The following is a 16253-nucleotide window of genomic DNA, read 5'->3' on the forward strand; positions in this document are numbered from 1 at the left end:
GACGGATCAGGCAGGCGCAGATACGAAAAACCGGCCTTCCCTTGCGGAAAGGCCGGTCCCTGCGGGGCGGGTATTTTTGACCAGAAAGAAGCAGCCGGTCCGGCGCTTAGCCCTCAACCTTGGTGAGGTCCGCAACCTGGCCGCAGACCTGGCGGATCTGGCTGAGGAGGTTCAGGCGGTTGCGGCGGACGATGTCGCTGTCCGCATTGACCTGTACCGCCTCGAAGAACGCATCGATCGGAGCGCGCAGGGCGGCCATGCCCCGCATGGCAGCCGCGAAATCTTCGGCCTCGATGGCCGGAGAGATCGCCGCCCCGCCCGCCTCCAGCGCATCAAACAGCGCCTTTTCGGTGTCGTCCTCGGCAAACTTGCGGTCGGCGCCATAGGAGTATTCCACGCCGTCCTTTTCTTCCGCCTGGCTGAGGATGTTGTTGGCGCGTTTGAAGCCCTGCAGGAGGTTGGTGCCGTCCTCGGTCTTCAGGAAATCCTCCAGCGCCCGCGCACGTTTCACCAGCAGCGTCAGGTCGTCATTGCCATCCATCGCGATACACGCGTCGATCACGTCGTGGCGGATGCCCTGATCGCGCAGGAACACCTTGAGGCGGTCGTGGAAGAAGGAGAGGAGGTCTATTGCCCGTTCGTCAATGTGCCGACCGCCTACATCTTTTGAAACGGTGATTGTAGCGGGACCACCCTGAATTGTTGCAGCCCCAGTTTTCTGTCTATAGTCCTCACCCAGCCTTTCTTGTTCGGCCGCGATGGTTTGCGAAATTGCAGTATCAGCCCTAGCTAGCTGAGAAGAGAACTGATCCAAAACAGCCACACGAACATCATTCTCCAGCACCAGCCGGATCACCCCCAGCGCGGCGCGGCGCAGGGCGAAGGGGTCTTTCGAGCCGGTGGGCGTTTCCTCAATCGCCCAGAAGCCGGTCAGCGTGTCCAGCTTGTCGGCCAGCGCCACGGCAACCGAGACAGGCTCCGACGGCACATCATCCCCCGGCCCCAGCGGCGAGTAATGCTGCTCGCAGGCGTTTGCCACGGCTGAAGGCAGGCCCGCAGCCTCGGCGTAGTAGCGGCCCATCAGGCCCTGCAGTTCCGGGAACTCATAGACCATTTCCGAGCTGAGGTCCGCCTTCGCGACCCGCGCCGCCTGCTCTGCCAGATCGGCATCGGCGCCCACCACCGGTGCGATCTCCCGCGCCAGCGCGGCAATCCGGTCGATCCGCGCCGCCTGGGTGCCCAGCTTGTTGTGGAAGGTCACATTGCCGAGGTTCTCCACCCAGGAACCCATGCCCGCCTCGGACTTCGCCGTGCGCAAATCGTTCTCCCAGAAGAACTTGGCATCCGCCAGACGCGCCGACAGGACCTTTTGATTGCCTGCCAGGATGGTGGCGCCATTGTCCGCGGTCTCGCGGTTGGCGACGGTGATGAATTTCTCGATCCGCCCCGTCTTGGGGTTCTTCACCGAGAAGAACTTCTGGTGCTCCTTCATCGAGGTCTGCAGCACCTCCGGCGGCAGCGCCAGGAATTCTTCGTCAATCGCGCCCATCAGCACCACCGGCCATTCGACCAGCCCGGCGACCTCAGCCAAGAGGCCCTTGTCCTCGACCACTTCCAGCCCGTTGGCAAAGGCCTGATTGGTCGCCTCCTGCCAAATCGCCTCCGCCCGCTCGCGGGCGTCCAGCACCACATGCGCGCGCTTCAGCTTGGCGGCGTAGTCGTCAAAGCCGGTGACGGTGATCTCCTCCGGCGCCATGAAGCGGTGGCCGCGGGTGGTGTTGCCGGACTTGATACCGTCGATGTCCAGATCGACCACGCTGGCGCCTGCCTCATCCGACAGAATGCACAGGATCGAATGCAAGGGGCGCACCCAGCGCAAGGATCCTGCGCCCCAGCGCATGGATTTCGGCCAGGGGAAGTTGCGGATGGTGTCTTCCAGCACTTCGGCAATGATTTCGGCTGCCGGACGGCCCGGCTTTTCGATCATCGCGAAATAGACCGCGCCCTTGGGGGTCTCGCGCTCTTCCAGCTGCTCGCGGGTGAGGCCCGCACCGCGCAGGAAGCCTTCGATGGCCTTGTCCGGCGCGCCCTTTTTCGGCCCCTTGCGCTCTTCCCGGATGGTGGGGCTTTCCGCCAGCAGGCCATCCACCGCCAGCGTCAGGCGGCGCGGCGTCGACAGTGCGGCGGCCCCGGCATAGGTGAGACCCGCCTCGACCAGACCATCGGTCACGCGCTTTTTCAGGTCCTCGGCGGCACGCGCCTGCATGCGCGCCGGGATTTCCTCGGAAAACAGTTCAATCAGCAGATCGGGCATCAGATATCCTCGGGCGTGGCCGCGCGGGCGGGCGCAGCGGAAAATTCAGAAAAGGCGGGCAAGATGCGGGGCACTATCCGTTGCCTCCGCCGGCCTCAGGCCGGGCTGGGCATTCCTCGCCCACCACAGTGCCGTCATAGGCTTTCTGGCCGCAGTCATTCAGCTCATGCCAGACATAGCCGCGGCCCTCGTCTGTGACGGCGACAATGCGGTCGACGCCATAGGAGATGTTCTTGACCGACAGGAAGGATTTGGCAGAGCCATCCGCCAGCTTGGCGCCGATGGCGGCGGCATCAAAGCATTCGAACCAGTCCGGCGCATTGCGCGGCTCAGTCTTGTCCGACAGGGTAAAGACCTGCGCCAGCGCGCCCGGCGTCATCTTGGTGCTGAAGCAAGCGCGGTAGCGGATGGGGGAGCTGTCAGCATCAATCGCCTCGAAATCCGCATAGGCAATCGGCTGGGCCTCGCCGCCGTCCAGCGGCACCAGCATCACATCGCGGCCCGGCTGCAGCGCGACCTCATCATAGAAGCCATAGACCTGCAGGTAATACATCGCCCCCCCGGCGGCGAGGCCGGAGACGATCAGGATCAGGGCCAGAAACTTACCCATCGGCACCTCCTCCAATTGAACCTTCATTCAGTGCGCCGGTTTCCACGCCGGTCAGAATTCGTTTCTGATACGGACGCAACAAAAGTCGCCCCTCAGACACGGTGCGCCCGGATCTTTGCAACTCGGCCGTCTCGTCTTCCGTGACTGCGGCGGACGTCAGCAACTTGCCCTCCGCTTCGCAGTCTTTAAGCATTTCCAAGAACCATGGCACATGAGAGGTGCACAAATTGACGGTAAACTCGAACCCATCTTCGCCAAGCGGCGTCAGCCAGAAGTGCTTACCTTTCGGGTGAGAGCGCGGTGAGTTCTGCTTCAGGTTTTCCTCATCACAGAAAAAAACTTCCAAGGAAACAAACCCATCCGCCGTCATGGGTTCCTGATGACAGTCCCAAATGTCCTGCCCCTTGTCATAGACAAAGCTGCCAAACCCATTGAGTCTGGTCACAAGCGGTCTCCAATTTCCTGTCGACCAGTTCACACTGCTTTCGAGGCGTTTCTCGAAGCTGTGAAACTGCATAAACAGCTTGGTCAAGCCGCATGCCCTCCAGCCTCGGTCAGCACGAATGCATCGGCGCATTGCTTGGCGAGCGCCCGGACGCGGCCGATATAGGCCTGGCGTTCAGTGACGGAGATCACCCCGCGCGCATCCAGCAGGTTGAAGATGTGGGAGGCCTTGATGCACTGGTCGTACGCGGGATGCGCCATGACAATGCGCTTGCCGGTCTTCGGGTCCATATGCTCCTGCGCCAGAATTGCCGCGCATTCGGCCTCGGCCTCCTCGAAATGGCGCAGCAGCACCTCGGTATTGGCCACGTCAAAGTTCCAGCGGGCGTATTCTTCCTCGGTCTGCTTGAACACATCGCCATAGCTCAGCGGGATCAGTGCGTCCGGGTCGTTGAAGGGCATATCCATCACGTGATCGACGCCCAGCACATACATCGCCAGACGCTCCAGCCCATAGGTCAGCTCACCCGACACCGGGTGGCAGTCATGGCCGCCGACCTGCTGGAAATAGGTGAACTGGCTGACTTCCATGCCGTCGCACCAGACTTCCCAGCCCAGGCCCCAGGCGCCGAGCGTTGGCGACTCCCAGTCGTCCTCGACAAAGCGGATGTCATGCATCGCCATATCAACGCCGATCGCCTCAAGGCTGCCCAGATACAGCTCCTGCAGGTTCGGCGGGCTGGGTTTGATCAGCACCTGGTACTGGTAGTAATGCTGCAGACGGTTCGGGTTTTCGCCATAGCGCCCGTCGGTCGGGCGGCGCGAGGGCTGCACATAAGCCGCGGCCCAGGCCTTGGACCCCAGCGAGCGCAGCGTGGTCGCCGGGTGGAAGGTGCCGGCGCCGACTTCCATGTCATAGGGCTGCATCACCGCGCAGCCTTTGGCGGCCCAGTAGTTCTGGAGCCTCAGGATAATCTCTTGGAAGGAGCGCGGCGCGCCGTTGGTCTGGGTCATCTCTTATCCCTTTGGGGGCATCTGGGGCAGCAATTGCGGTGTTCTTCCTATGCAAGGCTCTTGGCAGGGTCAACGCCCTGCGGCGCGTCAGGCCCCGGCTCTGCCCCGATGCCCGCAGCGCATCGGCAACAAAAGTGCGGGAATGCGGCAACGGGCGGGGAATTCCCCCTGTCATGAGGAGTTCCCTTTGCCGCCGCAAAATGCTTTATCTCCGCCTCAAAGAATAAGAGTACTTCCGGGATACGAGGCCCTGACCATGAAAAAACTGTTTGCCGCTCTGGCCCTGCCGCTGATTGCGCTGGCCATTGCGTTCACGGCGCCGGTTTCGGCGCAAAGCAGCCGCGACGGTGTCTGGATCCAGATTGCCGCCCGCCCCTCCCTGCGCGAGGCCGAAAACGAGGCCCGCAGCTATGCCGCCCGCCTGCCCGATGTCTCCGGCTATGCGCTTGGCGGCGGCTGGTACGGCGTGGTGCTGGGCCCCTACGCCCGCGAGGACGCGGAACGCGTGCTGCAGGTCTACCGCGCCGAGGGCCAGATCCCGCGCGACAGCTTCATCGCGTTCCAGCGCAACCTGCGCAGCCAGTTCTACCCGGTTGCCGCGGATGCCACCCAGCCCGCAGAGCCGGCTCCGGCGCCCGCACCGGCTGAACCTGCAGTGCAGGAGCCCGAACCGCAGCCGCAAACCGCTCTGCAGACCACCCTGCCGGATGAGACCCCTGCACAGGCACGCCGCAGCGAAAGCGCGCTCAGCCGTGAACAGCGGATGGAGCTGCAGGTCGCCCTGAAGGCGGCAGGCTTCTACAATTCCGGCATCGACGGCGCCTTCGGCCGCGGCACCCGCGCCTCGATGAGCGACTGGCAGGCGGCCCGCGGCTTTGAGCCGACCGGCGTGCTGACCACGGCCCAGCGCCAGGTTCTGATGGATGAATACAACGCGCCGTTGATCTCGGTCGGCATGGCCCGGGCCGAGGACGCCAAGGCCGGCATCGCGCTGCAGATCCCGGCGGGGGAAGTTGCCTTTGACCGCTATGAATCGCCCTTTGCCCACTACTCCAGCAAAGGCGGCCTGGGTGCCCAGCTGCTGCTGATCAGCCAGCCCGGCGACAAGCGCACCCTGTTCGGCCTCTACGACATCCTGCAGACGCTGGAAATCGTGCCGCTGGACGGCCCGCGCGAACGCAGCGCCAGCAGCTTCACGATCGAAGGCCGCAACAATCAGATCGTCTCCTTCACCCAGGCCAGCCTGAACAACGGCGAGATCAAGGGCTTCACCCTCGTCTGGCCCGCCGGTGACGAAGAGCGCCGCGCCCGTGTTCTGGCCGCGATGCAAGCCAGCTTCACCCGCCTCGACGGCGTGCTGGATCCGGCTGCAGGCGGTGAAGCCGTGCAGGATATCGACCTGGTCTCCGGTCTCGAAGTCCGCAAGCCGAAACTGTCGCGCACCGGTTTCTTCGTGGATGACCGCGGCAGCGTCCTGACCACGTCCGACGTGGTGGCCGGCTGCACCCGGATCACCCTCGATCACGGCTACCAGGCGGAAGTCGCGGCCAGCAACGCCGCCGACGGTATCGCTATCCTGAAACCGGCGGAGGCGCTGGCGCCTGCGGCGGTCGCCGGCCTCAGCACCGCCTCGCCCCGCCTGCAGTCCGAGGTTGCGGTCTCCGGCTTCTCCTACGAGGGCGTGCTTGGCGCTCCCAGCCTCACCTGGGGCAAGATCGCTGATGTGAAAAGCCTGGACGGCAACACCAATGTTGCCCGGCTGGAGCTGGCAGCACAGCCCGGCGATGCCGGCGGCCCGGTGATGGATGCAACCGGCGCGGTGCTGGGGATGCTGCTGCCGCAGCAGACCGGCGGCCAGCAGCTGCCCGAAGGCGTCAGCTTTGCCGTGAACGCCGATGTGATCCGCGGCGCCCTGGACGCTGCAGGTGTAACCCCGGCTGCACAGCCGGCCTCCGCGGGCAGCCTGCCGAACGCGGCGATCACCCGTCTGGCCTCCGGCATGACCGTTCTGGTCAGCTGCTGGGAGTAACCTGCGCCTGCAAGCAAACTGATGACACAAAACAGCCGGCGCGGATTTCGCGCCGGCTTTCTTCTTTGCAGTGCCCGCAGTCTCCCATGCGGTGGCGCGCTCCCGCCCGGCACCGGGCCTTTTCAGGCCCTCAGCCCGTTGGGCATGGCACCGTGCCTGCGCACGGTGCCGCGCCGCGCATCCGCGCGGCGCCCGGCCCAAGGCCGCCAAGGCGTCTGGCGCAGCCAGGCACCTGCGGGCGCGGGAGCGCTCCGCTGCCTGAAGCCTCTGATCAGTAGGGGTGGATACGGCCGTCCCAGGTGTGAAAGCAGCCGGTGGTGTCCAGGGTCAGAACGTCGAATTCGTTGATCAGCCCAGTAACCGACTCCTGCACCGTGATATCGCCGTCATAACCGCCCATATCGGTCTGCACCCAACCGGGATGATAGATGCCGACGGCAATCCCTTCCGGCTTCAGGTCGGTTGCCAGGTTGCGCCCGATATTCAGCGCCGCCGCCTTTGATGCGCGGTAGGCATAGCTGCCGCCCGGCGCTCTGGTGTGGCTTGCCATCTGCGACGACAGAATGGCGATCTTGGGGCTTTCCGCCAGCCGCAGGTTCGGCAGCATCGCCTGCACGGTCAGGAACACGCCGGTCACATTGGCGGCCATCGTTTTGGTCCAGACCTCGGCGGAATAATCCTCTAGCCCCATTGCCTTGTCGATATAGACGCCGGCATTGCAGACCAGCAAGTCCACCGGGCGGCCCTTGATCTGGGCCGCAAAACGCGCCTGCTGGCCCGGGTCGGAGACATCCAGCTTGACGCCCGAGGAATGGTCCCGCGAGGTGCCCGTCACCTCATGACCCGCCTCCCGCAGCTGCTTTACCAGCTCCTTGCCGATCCCACGGCTGGTTCCCGTTACAACTGCATGCATTCTGCCCTGTCCTTCAGTTTTCTGGCCCTCAATTTGATTTGCGTCCGGGACGGAAGGGCAGCGGCATCACCGGCACCCCTTCCTCGATCAGCTCCCGCGCGTCTTCCAGCTTGGCCTCACCGTGGATCGCCCGCTCCGGCGCCTCGCCCAGATGCATCGCACGGGCCTCCCGCACGAAGCTGTCCCCCACATAATCGGAGTTTTCCTCAACCTTCTTGCGCAGCTCGGCCAGCGCCTTTTCCACCTCGCCAGAGGGGCGGCTCAGCATGCCCGGCCCTGACGCAGAGGGCACAGGTGCGGGGGGCGCAGGCGCAGGGACTGGCGCAGCTTTCGGCGCGGCCTGTGGTTCCGGCTCGCCGACACCGGACACGGCCTTGCGGCCCGTGCGCACCCGCGGCGCCATGATGGCCTTTGTCACCTTGGTGCCGCCGCAGACCGCACAGGACACCATCCCGGCTGCCGCCAGCTTGTCAAAAGCCGCCGCCGACTGAAACCAGCTGTCGAACGCATGCCCGTCCGCACATTTGAGGCTGTATTGAATCATGCTTTCTCTCTTAGCAGGAAAGGCTGATTAAATCTGCCTTTCCGGCAAGCGCAAGAGGTCTCTGTGTCCGCCGCGCAGCTACCGCGCGCCATTCTGGTTCTGCAGCCGCTGCCGCAGCCGTGCTGTCAGCTCCTCCGGCGCCACATCCGCCTCCACTGCCAGCCTTCTCAGGCCAAAGTGCACATGCGCCATCTCCCGGTAATAGCCGGAAAACACATAGTTCACCGCCGCCCCCGCAACTGCGCCGGCAACCGGCACCGCCTGTGCCGCCAGTTTTTGCCCCAGCACCGCACCAAGCTTGGGCGCCACCTGCGCAATCAGCTTGTGCAAGGCCCCGGGCAGCCCCAGCCGGACAGAGACAAACCCCAGGTCGGCCCCGTCATCCTCCGCCAGAGGCCCAGCCGCGGCAAACACCTGGATGCAGTCAAAGGTCACGCTTTCAGCATCGGGATCAAACCCTTCTTCCGCCGCCGCGCTCTGGATGGTGCGCAGCAGAAAGGCGGTGGTGGCCGGCAGTTCCACCAGGGCGCCCGGCAGCCCGGCAGCGCCGCCCGCGGCCCCCATGGCCGCGCTCACCATCCGGTCAACGCCGGGTTTCTGATCCGGCACCAGGCGGCGCGACTGGCTGGCGCCCTTCATCGCCACCCGCAACGCGGTCTCCGTGGCACCGGTCAGCCCTGCCCGCACCGGTTCCGGCAGCCGCTCCAGCAGGCTCTCACCGCTGCCGCCCAGCCGGTTCAGCAAGTCAACGCCGGCCCCGCCAGCCGCCCGGTAGCGCGCCGCCAGCGCATCCAGCTCGGCGTCGATCTCCTGCGGGGTATAGGCCCGCGCGTTTGTCACGATGTCTTCCACATGCGCCTCCTCTGCCTCCCTAAAGATCGGCAGCGAAAGGCATAATTTCAAGCCTGCCAGCGGCTCACCTGCCCCTGCACGCCGTCCCAGGCACCCGCCTGCAGCGCCAGCCCCAGAACCCGCTCCGGGTTGGTCGGGGGCGGCATTTCCACCCCCGTGAGCTTGGTAAAACCAAAGCGCTGGTAATAGGGCGCGTCCCCTACCAGCATCACCCTGGCCCAGCCGGTTTCCTCTGCCTTGGCCAGGCTGTCGCGAATCAAAGACCCGCCCAGCCCCTCGCCTTGCCGCGTCGGGTGCACTGCCACCGGGCCCAGCAGCAGCGCAGAGGCACCGCCAATCAGAACCGGCCAGTACCGGATTGCCGCGGCCAGAATGCCGTCGCTGTCGCGTGCCACCTCGCTCAGGCCCTCAACCGGCGGCACCCCATCGCGCAGACGGTAGGACGACAGCGCCTCGCGCCCGGGCGCAAAGCACAGGTCATACAGCGCCTCGACCTCCCACCGGTCCTCCGGCTGCTCTGCCCTCAATTCGATCACGCTGCCCTGCCTCCGCATTCTTCCCTGCAGGCTGGCGTTTGGCCTAGCATGCGCGTAAGCCTTGGGCAAACATCTATGACCAGAGCAGGAAACAGAAATGTTCTACCGGCCCGAGGACGGCCACGGCCTCCCCCACAATCCGTTCAACGCCATTGTCACGCCGCGCCCGATCGGCTGGATTTCCAGCCGCTCACCGGACGGGGTGAACAACCTGGCGCCCTATTCCTTCTTCAACGCCGTCGCCTATACCCCGCCGCAGGTGATGTTTGCCTCCACCAGCGCCAAGCCGGACCAGGACGGTACCAAGGATTCGGTCGCCAATATCGAGGCCACCGGCGTCTTCTGTGTCAACGTGGTCTCCTACGCGCTGCGCGATGCGATGAACGCCAGCTCCGCCGCCCTGCCCAAGGGCACCGATGAGTTTGCCCATGCTGGCCTTGAAGCCGCGGAATGCGAAACCATCATCTGTTCCCGCGTCGCCGCCGCCCCCGCGGCGCTGGAGTGCAAACTGACCCAGATCGTCACCCTGCCGGGCGAAGCCAACAAGGTGGTCTTCGGCGAGGTGACCGGTGTGCACCTGCGCGACGACTGCCTGCGCGATGGTGCCTTCGATGTCACCGCGTTCCAGCCGCTGGCCCGCCTCGGCTACCGCGATTATTCTGTGGTGCGCGACCTGTTTTCCCTGTCCCGCCCCGGCGAGTGAGGCCCGCGATGCCGCTTCCCGATCCCCGTAAGCGCAACCCGATCACCCTGCCAGACGGCACGCCCCACGCGGGCACCGTGATGCTTTCGCAGGTCCTCGATCATCCGAACATCAAGGCAGGCGACTATTCCTACGCCTCCGATTTCGATCCGCCGCAGGACTGGGCGCAGCACCTGGCCCCCTACCTGTTCCCCGGATCGCGCGAGCGGCTGGTCATCGGCCGCTTCTGCCAGATCGCCCACGGGGTCCGCTTCATCACCGCCTCGGCCAATCACGCCCAGGAGGGCCTCAGCTGCTATCCCTTCCCGGTTTTTGACCCGGAGCAGATGGCAGGCTTCCAGCCCGACACCCGCGACACCACGGTGGGCAATGACGTCTGGATCGGCTACGGCGCGCTGATCCTGCCCGGCGCCCGCATCGGCGACGGCGCCATCATCGGCGCCGGCGCGGTGGTGCGCGGCACGGTGCCGCCCTATGCCATCGTCACCGGCAACCCGGGCGCGGTGCAAAGCTACCGCTTCTCCAAACCCCAGATCGCCCGCCTGCTGGCGCTGAAATGGTGGGACTGGCCCGCCGACCTCATCACCCGCGCCGAACCGGCGCTGCTGTCCGGCGACCTCGACATGCTGGAAAGCATCGCCCCCGACTGACGCCCTGCCCCCGCGACAAGCCGCGCATCACCGGCGCGCGCGGGGGTGATCCCGACGGTCGTGACTGGCAATTTATCTCTGCCAAGTCCGTAGACCCTCTCTCTGTTGCGCCCAGCCTCACCAAATCACCGCCGCGTGGGCGCGCGCCGGTGATGCGCGGCGGCCTGCGGCCTTGTTCCGCGCGCACCGGAAAACAGAAAAACCCGCGGATCAGCCAATCCGCGGGTTTTCTCATTTTGCCGTCAGGCCGCTCAGTGGCCGCCCAGGATCCCGGTCTTGACCGAGTAATCCACCGCAACCTCATACTCCGGGTCGTCGTCGCTATCGACCATCAGGTGGCCCGCCTTTGACAGCAGCTGATGGCAGTCCCGGCTCAGGTGCCGCAGCACCAGCGTCTTGCCTTCCGCCTCATACTTGCCGGCCACCGCCTCGATCGCCTGCAGCGCCGACTGGTCCACCACCCGGCTGCGGGCAAAGTCCACGATCACGCGCTCCGGATCACCTGCCACATCAAACAGCTCGATGAACCCGTCAGTGGAGCCGAAGAACAGCGGCCCCTCGATTTCATAGACCTTGGCGCCCTTGTCGGTCGCGGACTCGCGGGTATAGGCGTGGATACGGCGCGCGTTGTTCCAGGCATAGGCCAGAGCCGAGACGATGACGCCCACAACCACCGCAACCGCCAGGTCCGACATCACTGTGACAACCGTCACCAGCACAATCACAAAGGCATCCATCAGCGGCACCTTGGTCATGATCTTCAGGCTGTTCCAGGCAAAGGTTCCGATCACAACCATGAACATCACACCCACAAGTGCGGCCAGCGGGATCTGCTCAATCAGCGGCGAGGCGACGACGATGAACAGCAGCAGGAACAGCGCCGCGGCAATGCCCGCAATCCGCGTCCGCCCGCCGGATTTCACGTTGATCATCGACTGGCCGATCATCGCACAGCCGCCCATGCCGCCAAAGAAGCCGGTCACCACATTGGACGCGCCCTGCGCGATGCATTCCTGCGACGCGCCGCCGCGCTTGCCGGTGATCTCCCCCACCAGGTTCAGCGTCAGCAGGCTCTCAATCAGGCCGATGGCAGCTAGGATCACCGCATAGGGCAGGATGATCCACAGCGTCTCCAGCGTGAACGGCGCCAGCGCAGTGCCATAAAGCCCCTCACCGGTGCCGAACGGGTTGTGGAACGCCGGGAATCCGCCCTTGATCGAGGCCATATCGCCAACCGTCGGCACGTCGATGTTCAGCGCAATGACCAGAACCGCCACAACGCCGATCCCCGCCAGCGGCGCCGGGATCACGGATGTGATCTTCGGCATCCCCCAGATGATCAGCATGGTGAGGCCAACCAGCCCCAGCATCATATAGAGCTGCATCCCGCTCAGCCATTCCGCGCCACCGGTGCCCGGCACCTTGAACTGCGTCAGCTGCGCCAGGAAGATCACAATGGCAAGGCCGTTCACAAAGCCCAGCATCACCGGATGCGGCACCAGGCGGATGAACTTGCCCCAGTGCATGACACCCGCAATGATCTGCAAAATCCCCATCAGCACCACGGTGGCAAACAGGTACTCCACCCCGTGCTGCGCCACCAGCGCCACCATCACCACCGCCAGCGCGCCGGTCGCGCCTGAGATCATGCCCGGACGCCCGCCGAACACAGCCGTGATCAGCCCCACCATGAAAGCCGCGTAAAGCCCGACCAGCGGATGCACCCCCGCGACAAAGGCAAAGGCGACGGCTTCCGGCACCAGCGCCAGCGCCACGGTCAGGCCCGACAACAGCTCGGTGCGCACGCGGCCCACGGTAAAGCCCTCGTCCTGCATGATCGAAAGATTGGGCGGGGAAATCTGCTTGGCCAGCAAAGCCACGGCTGCGCGTCTCATGTCAGGTACCTGTGCTCGGGAGGAGGAGTGTTCGCTGCCCGCCCCTAGCGGAAAACCGCCAACGGGGCAAGGGCGCGGGGCGTTTGCGCACCATTGCGGCCCCATCGGCCTCTGCCTCGCCGCCCAGCAGCGGCTTTTTCTCAAATCCCGCGGGAACCGAACCCCGCGCAGGGCGTTTCTCCGATGAGTACTCACGCACAAGCAACCAACACACCGAGGAGTGAACGCTATGAAAAAGCTGCTACTTTCCACGGCGCTTGCCGCCGTGACCGCCCTGCCCGCCTTTGCCTCCGATACCACCGTCGGGGAAGCCGCCGAGGCAACCGCCGAACAGGGCGCTGAACTGGCGTCCGATGCCGCAAACGCAGCTGAACAGGCCGGCGAGACAATTGCCGAAGAAACCAGCGAAGCAGCGGCTGAGGCAGAAGCGGCAGCTGAAGCTGCGGCAGAAGAAGTGACGGAAGAAGCCACAGAGGCGGAAGCCGCAGCCGAAGCAGAAACGGCTGAAACCGAAACCATGTCCGGCACCGGAACCACCGCCGCCATGCAGCCCCGCGCCCCGGTTGAGCGCGACGGCTACATGACCGCGGAGGAAACCGACCTGACCGCCGAGAAACTGACCGGCGCCGCCGCCTATGACGCCAACGACGAATGGATCGGCGAGGTCTCCGAACTGCTGCTGACCGACGAAGGCAAGGTCAAATCCGCAGTCATCGACGTCGGCGGTTTCCTGGGCCTTGGCGAAAAGCCGGTTGAGCTGGAGCTCTCCAAGATCGACATCCTGCGCGCCGACGACGGCTCCGACCTGCGCGTCTACATCCCGATGACCGAGGACGAACTGAAGGCAATGCCCGACTACGAGGGCTGACCCCAACCGCGCTGCCCCTGCAGACCACCGAGACCCCGCCCCCCGGCGGGGTCTTCGCGTTTCCGGGCGGCTTGCGTAGCGGGTTTGCAAACCGGGCCGGCTTTCCCGTGCCTCTTTTGATGCCTCTCCCCGCCCAGCTCGCAATGTGTCGCGCGCGAAAAATCTGGTCAGACGGGCCGGGATAAAACTTTAGCGCTTGTTGGGATTTCACTGCTCGCCCCGCCTTGTAATCGCGCCCCAAGCCGCCGATGATCCCCAAATTCGGTTTGAAGGATTTGAGATGCAGCGGTTTAAAAGCTGGAGCGAGATTGAACCCACCGCAACCAAGGCGGAGCGGAAGCTGAAGCAGGCGGCAGTGGCCGGTAAACTCTGCATCTGCGGCCCCGATGGTCAAACCCCGCCAGAGCCAGAGGACTGGTCGTCGCTGCCCGCTGACCGCCACATCCGCGCCGACGTGCTGCGCTTCTTCCTGCGCGGCGGCTGCGAAAACAGCCAAGTCACGGAAGTCGGCGTTGGACTGGCAGGCGTGGTAATCACCGGTGAGTTAAATCTGAGGGACTGCGAAATCCCCGGCAACATGCTGCTGCACAATTGCCGGTTTCAGCATGGCATCTACGCCACCCGCTGCAACGCTAAGAAAGATTTCCGGCTGCGCTCATGCAAGCTGCCGTTTCTTTCCGCTGGTGGCCTTAAGGTCGGCGGGCAGCTGAACTGCAAAGGGGCAGAGTTCCAAAACAAGGGCGGAGAGGCGCTGAACCTCCAGGACGCAGATATTGGCCAAACCCTGTCCCTCGACTCTGTAAAAGTCCTCGGCGCGGCGGATCTGAATGGCCTCAAAACCGGCGGGCAGTTGGATTGCGAAGGGGCAGAGTTCCAGAACGAAGGCGGAAAAGCGCTAAACCTCCAAAATGCGGTTATTGGCAAAGGCTTTCTCTTTCGCGATCAGGTAACTGTACAGGGGTCCATTGACCTGGCCGCTGCACACTGCGGTGACTTGGTGGATGATCCTGACTGCTGGCCGGACAGCGGGCACCTCATCCTGGACGGCTTCACCTATCGCCGCCTTCACGGCCCCACCGATGCCCGCACCCGGCTCAACTGGCTGGCGCAGGGTGACCGCTGGAATGGGGAGTTCTACCCCCAGCCCTACAAACAGCTCGCCAAGGTGCTGCACGATATGGGACATGAGGCGGATGCGATGAAAGTCCGCGTCACACTTGCCTGCAAACTGCGCGCAGAAGCACGGAAGGAAGTCGTTCCAAGGTCACCTGTCTTCGCATTCATGCGACCAGTAAGACGCGGCGTGCTTTGGGTCTGGCACGGGCTTTCGTATTTATTGACGGCACACGGATACCGCCCTTGGCAGTCACTTTTTGCGCTGACCCTTTTGATTGTCATGACCTCCATTCCAACAAAGCGGGCCTGGGAAGAAGGCAGCTTTGCGCCCAATTCCAGCGTGATCCTGAACTCGCAAAGCTGGGCAACCTATGCCTCACATTCCAGCCATCCACCGCACCCGAATCCGGCACAGGATTGGAGCAAAACTTCCATCCCTGGCCGTGACTGGGAAAGCTTTCACCCGCTCGCTTACGCAGCAGACGTCGTGATCCCTATCATCAACTTCGGCCAGACCGACGCCTGGGCGCCCTCGACAGAGCGCGGCACGTGGGGATATCACCTCTGGTGGGCACGCTGGGTCTTCACCACTCTTGGCTGGATCGTCACCGCCCTCGGCGCGGCGGCGCTGACCGGGATCATCCGGCGCGAATAGCCCCCGCTCTTTCATCTTTCCCCAAATACTCATGTCCCGCTGCCCGGCAGGCGGCTCTACCGCCGAGAGGGGCAGGCAACCGCCCCCGGCACCCATCCGCTGCACAGGGGGTGCACAGGGGGTGCACGCATGTCACCCCCTGTTGATCACCCCGCTCTTGCCAAATCCCATCCCGCTTGCGCATATCCAAATCAGCAGCAACAGGAGGGCAGGACATGACCCGGGAAACCATGATCGCCGTGATCGGCGGCTCCGGTATTTATGAGATCGACGGGCTGGAAGGCGCCCAGTGGACCACGGTCGAAACGCCCTGGGGCGCGCCCTCGGACCAGATCCTGACCGGCACGCTGGACGGCGTCAAAATGGCCTTCCTGCCCCGCCACGGCCGCGGCCATGTGCATTCCCCCACCGAGGTCCCCTACCGCGCCAATATCGACGCGCTGAAGCGGCTGGGGGTGACCGATGTGTTCTCCGTCTCCGCCTGCGGCTCCTTCCGCGAGGAGATGGCGCCGGGCGATTTTGTTGTTGTGGATCAGTTCATTGACCGCACCTTCGCGCGCGAGAAAAGCTTCTTTGGCACCGGCTGCGTCGCCCATGTCAGCGTCGCGCATCCGACCTGCGAACGGCTCTCGGACGCGGCAGAGACGGCAGCGCGCGATGCCGGCATCAAGGTCCACCGCGGCGGCACCTATCTGTGCATGGAGGGGCCGCAGTTCTCTTCGATGGCCGAAAGCAAGATGTACCGCGAGCAATGGGGCTGCGACGTGATCGGCATGACCAATATGCCCGAAGCCAAGCTCGCCCGCGAGGCGGAGCTGTGTTACGCCTCCATCGCCATGGTCACCGACTACGACAGCTGGCACCCGGAGCATGGCGCGGTGGAAATCACTGATATCATTGCCACTTTGCAGGGCAACTCCGCCAACGCCCGCGCGCTGGTGCGCCGCCTGCCCGGCCTCTTGGGCAAGGCGCGGCAGGACTGCCCGCACGGCTGCGACAAAGCGCTGGAATACGCCATCATGACCGCCCCGGAGAAACGCGACCCGGCGCTGCTGGCCAAACTGGACGCGGTGGCGGGCCGGGTGCTGGGCTGACGAGCGGACAGCCCGC

The 16253-nt window shown here is 64.5% G+C and carries 15 protein-coding genes; 6 read left to right on the forward strand and 9 right to left on the reverse strand.

Annotated features, from left to right (window positions below):
• Nucleotides 1-106: 106 nt before the first annotated feature.
• From glyS to GC1_RS14880, 4 genes are all read right to left on the reverse strand, one after another.
• Nucleotides 107-2314, reverse strand: a complete 2208-nt coding sequence (glyS, locus tag GC1_RS14865; RefSeq protein ID WP_019298374.1) for a glycine--tRNA ligase subunit beta — start codon at nt 2312-2314, stop codon at nt 107-109.
• A 73-nt stretch (nt 2315-2387) separates the two neighbouring features.
• Entirely contained in the window at nt 2388-2924 is a 537-nt protein-coding gene (locus GC1_RS14870; protein ID WP_019298373.1) for a DUF6446 family protein, read from the reverse strand.
• On the reverse strand, nt 2917-3456 hold the full coding sequence (locus tag GC1_RS14875) for a hypothetical protein (RefSeq protein WP_019298372.1): 540 nt from the start codon (nt 3454-3456) through the stop codon (nt 2917-2919). Before GC1_RS14875 ends, GC1_RS14870 begins: the two co-directional genes overlap by 8 nt.
• Entirely contained in the window at nt 3453-4382 is a 930-nt protein-coding gene (locus GC1_RS14880; protein WP_019298371.1) for a glycine--tRNA ligase subunit alpha, read from the reverse strand. Before GC1_RS14880 ends, GC1_RS14875 begins: the two co-directional genes overlap by 4 nt.
• Nucleotides 4383-4638: 256 nt before the next feature.
• On the opposite strand from GC1_RS14880, the gene GC1_RS14885 reads away from it, so the two are divergent.
• On the forward strand, nt 4639-6411 hold the full coding sequence (locus tag GC1_RS14885) for a trypsin-like peptidase domain-containing protein (RefSeq protein WP_019298370.1): 1773 nt from the start codon (nt 4639-4641) through the stop codon (nt 6409-6411).
• A 271-nt stretch (nt 6412-6682) separates the two neighbouring features.
• Here the strand turns inward: GC1_RS14885 and GC1_RS14890 are convergent, their stop codons facing one another.
• From GC1_RS14890 to GC1_RS14905, 4 genes are all read right to left on the reverse strand, one after another.
• Complete coding sequence (locus tag GC1_RS14890; RefSeq protein WP_019298369.1) at nt 6683-7324, reverse strand: SDR family oxidoreductase; 642 nt, start codon at nt 7322-7324, stop codon at nt 6683-6685.
• Nucleotides 7325-7352: 28 nt separating this feature from the next.
• On the reverse strand, nt 7353-7868 hold the full coding sequence (locus GC1_RS14895) for a DUF1178 family protein (protein ID WP_019298368.1): 516 nt from the start codon (nt 7866-7868) through the stop codon (nt 7353-7355).
• A 78-nt stretch (nt 7869-7946) separates the two neighbouring features.
• Nucleotides 7947-8720, reverse strand: coding sequence for an EcsC family protein (locus GC1_RS14900; protein WP_019298367.1), 774 nt, complete (start codon nt 8718-8720; stop codon nt 7947-7949).
• Nucleotides 8721-8767: 47 nt separating this feature from the next.
• A complete protein-coding gene (locus GC1_RS14905) occupies nt 8768-9274 on the reverse strand; it encodes a GNAT family N-acetyltransferase (protein ID WP_019298366.1) in 507 nt (168 codons plus the stop codon).
• A gap of 79 nt (nt 9275-9353) precedes the next feature.
• Here GC1_RS14905 and GC1_RS14910 point away from each other — a divergent pair, with 79 nt between their 5' ends.
• Both GC1_RS14910 and GC1_RS14915 read left to right on the forward strand, forming a co-directional pair.
• Entirely contained in the window at nt 9354-9959 is a 606-nt protein-coding gene (locus GC1_RS14910; protein WP_019298365.1) for a flavin reductase family protein, read from the forward strand.
• Between the two features lie 8 nt (nt 9960-9967).
• Nucleotides 9968-10609: a CatB-related O-acetyltransferase gene (locus tag GC1_RS14915; protein WP_019298364.1), complete on the forward strand. Its 642-nt coding sequence runs from the start codon at nt 9968-9970 to the stop codon at nt 10607-10609.
• A 251-nt stretch (nt 10610-10860) separates the two neighbouring features.
• Here the strand turns inward: GC1_RS14915 and GC1_RS14920 are convergent, their stop codons facing one another.
• Complete coding sequence (locus GC1_RS14920) at nt 10861-12504, reverse strand: SulP family inorganic anion transporter (RefSeq protein ID WP_019298363.1); 1644 nt, start codon at nt 12502-12504, stop codon at nt 10861-10863.
• A 229-nt stretch (nt 12505-12733) separates the two neighbouring features.
• Between GC1_RS14920 and GC1_RS14925 the strand changes: the two genes are divergently transcribed.
• The 3 genes from GC1_RS14925 to GC1_RS14935 all read left to right on the forward strand — a co-directional run bounded on the left by GC1_RS14925 (nt 12734) and on the right by GC1_RS14935 (nt 16237).
• A complete protein-coding gene (locus tag GC1_RS14925; protein ID WP_019298362.1) occupies nt 12734-13372 on the forward strand; it encodes a PRC-barrel domain-containing protein in 639 nt (212 codons plus the stop codon).
• Nucleotides 13373-13652: 280 nt separating this feature from the next.
• On the forward strand, nt 13653-15143 hold the full coding sequence (locus GC1_RS14930; RefSeq protein ID WP_019298361.1) for a hypothetical protein: 1491 nt from the start codon (nt 13653-13655) through the stop codon (nt 15141-15143).
• Between the two features lie 215 nt (nt 15144-15358).
• Nucleotides 15359-16237 carry an S-methyl-5'-thioadenosine phosphorylase gene (locus GC1_RS14935; protein WP_019298360.1) on the forward strand — a complete coding sequence of 293 codons (879 nt, stop codon included), beginning with the start codon at nt 15359-15361 and terminating at the stop codon, nt 16235-16237.
• Nucleotides 16238-16253 lie beyond the last annotated feature (16 nt).

The organism is Leisingera sp. ANG1, assembly GCF_000203975.2.
GTDB lineage: Bacteria > Pseudomonadota > Alphaproteobacteria > Rhodobacterales > Rhodobacteraceae > Leisingera.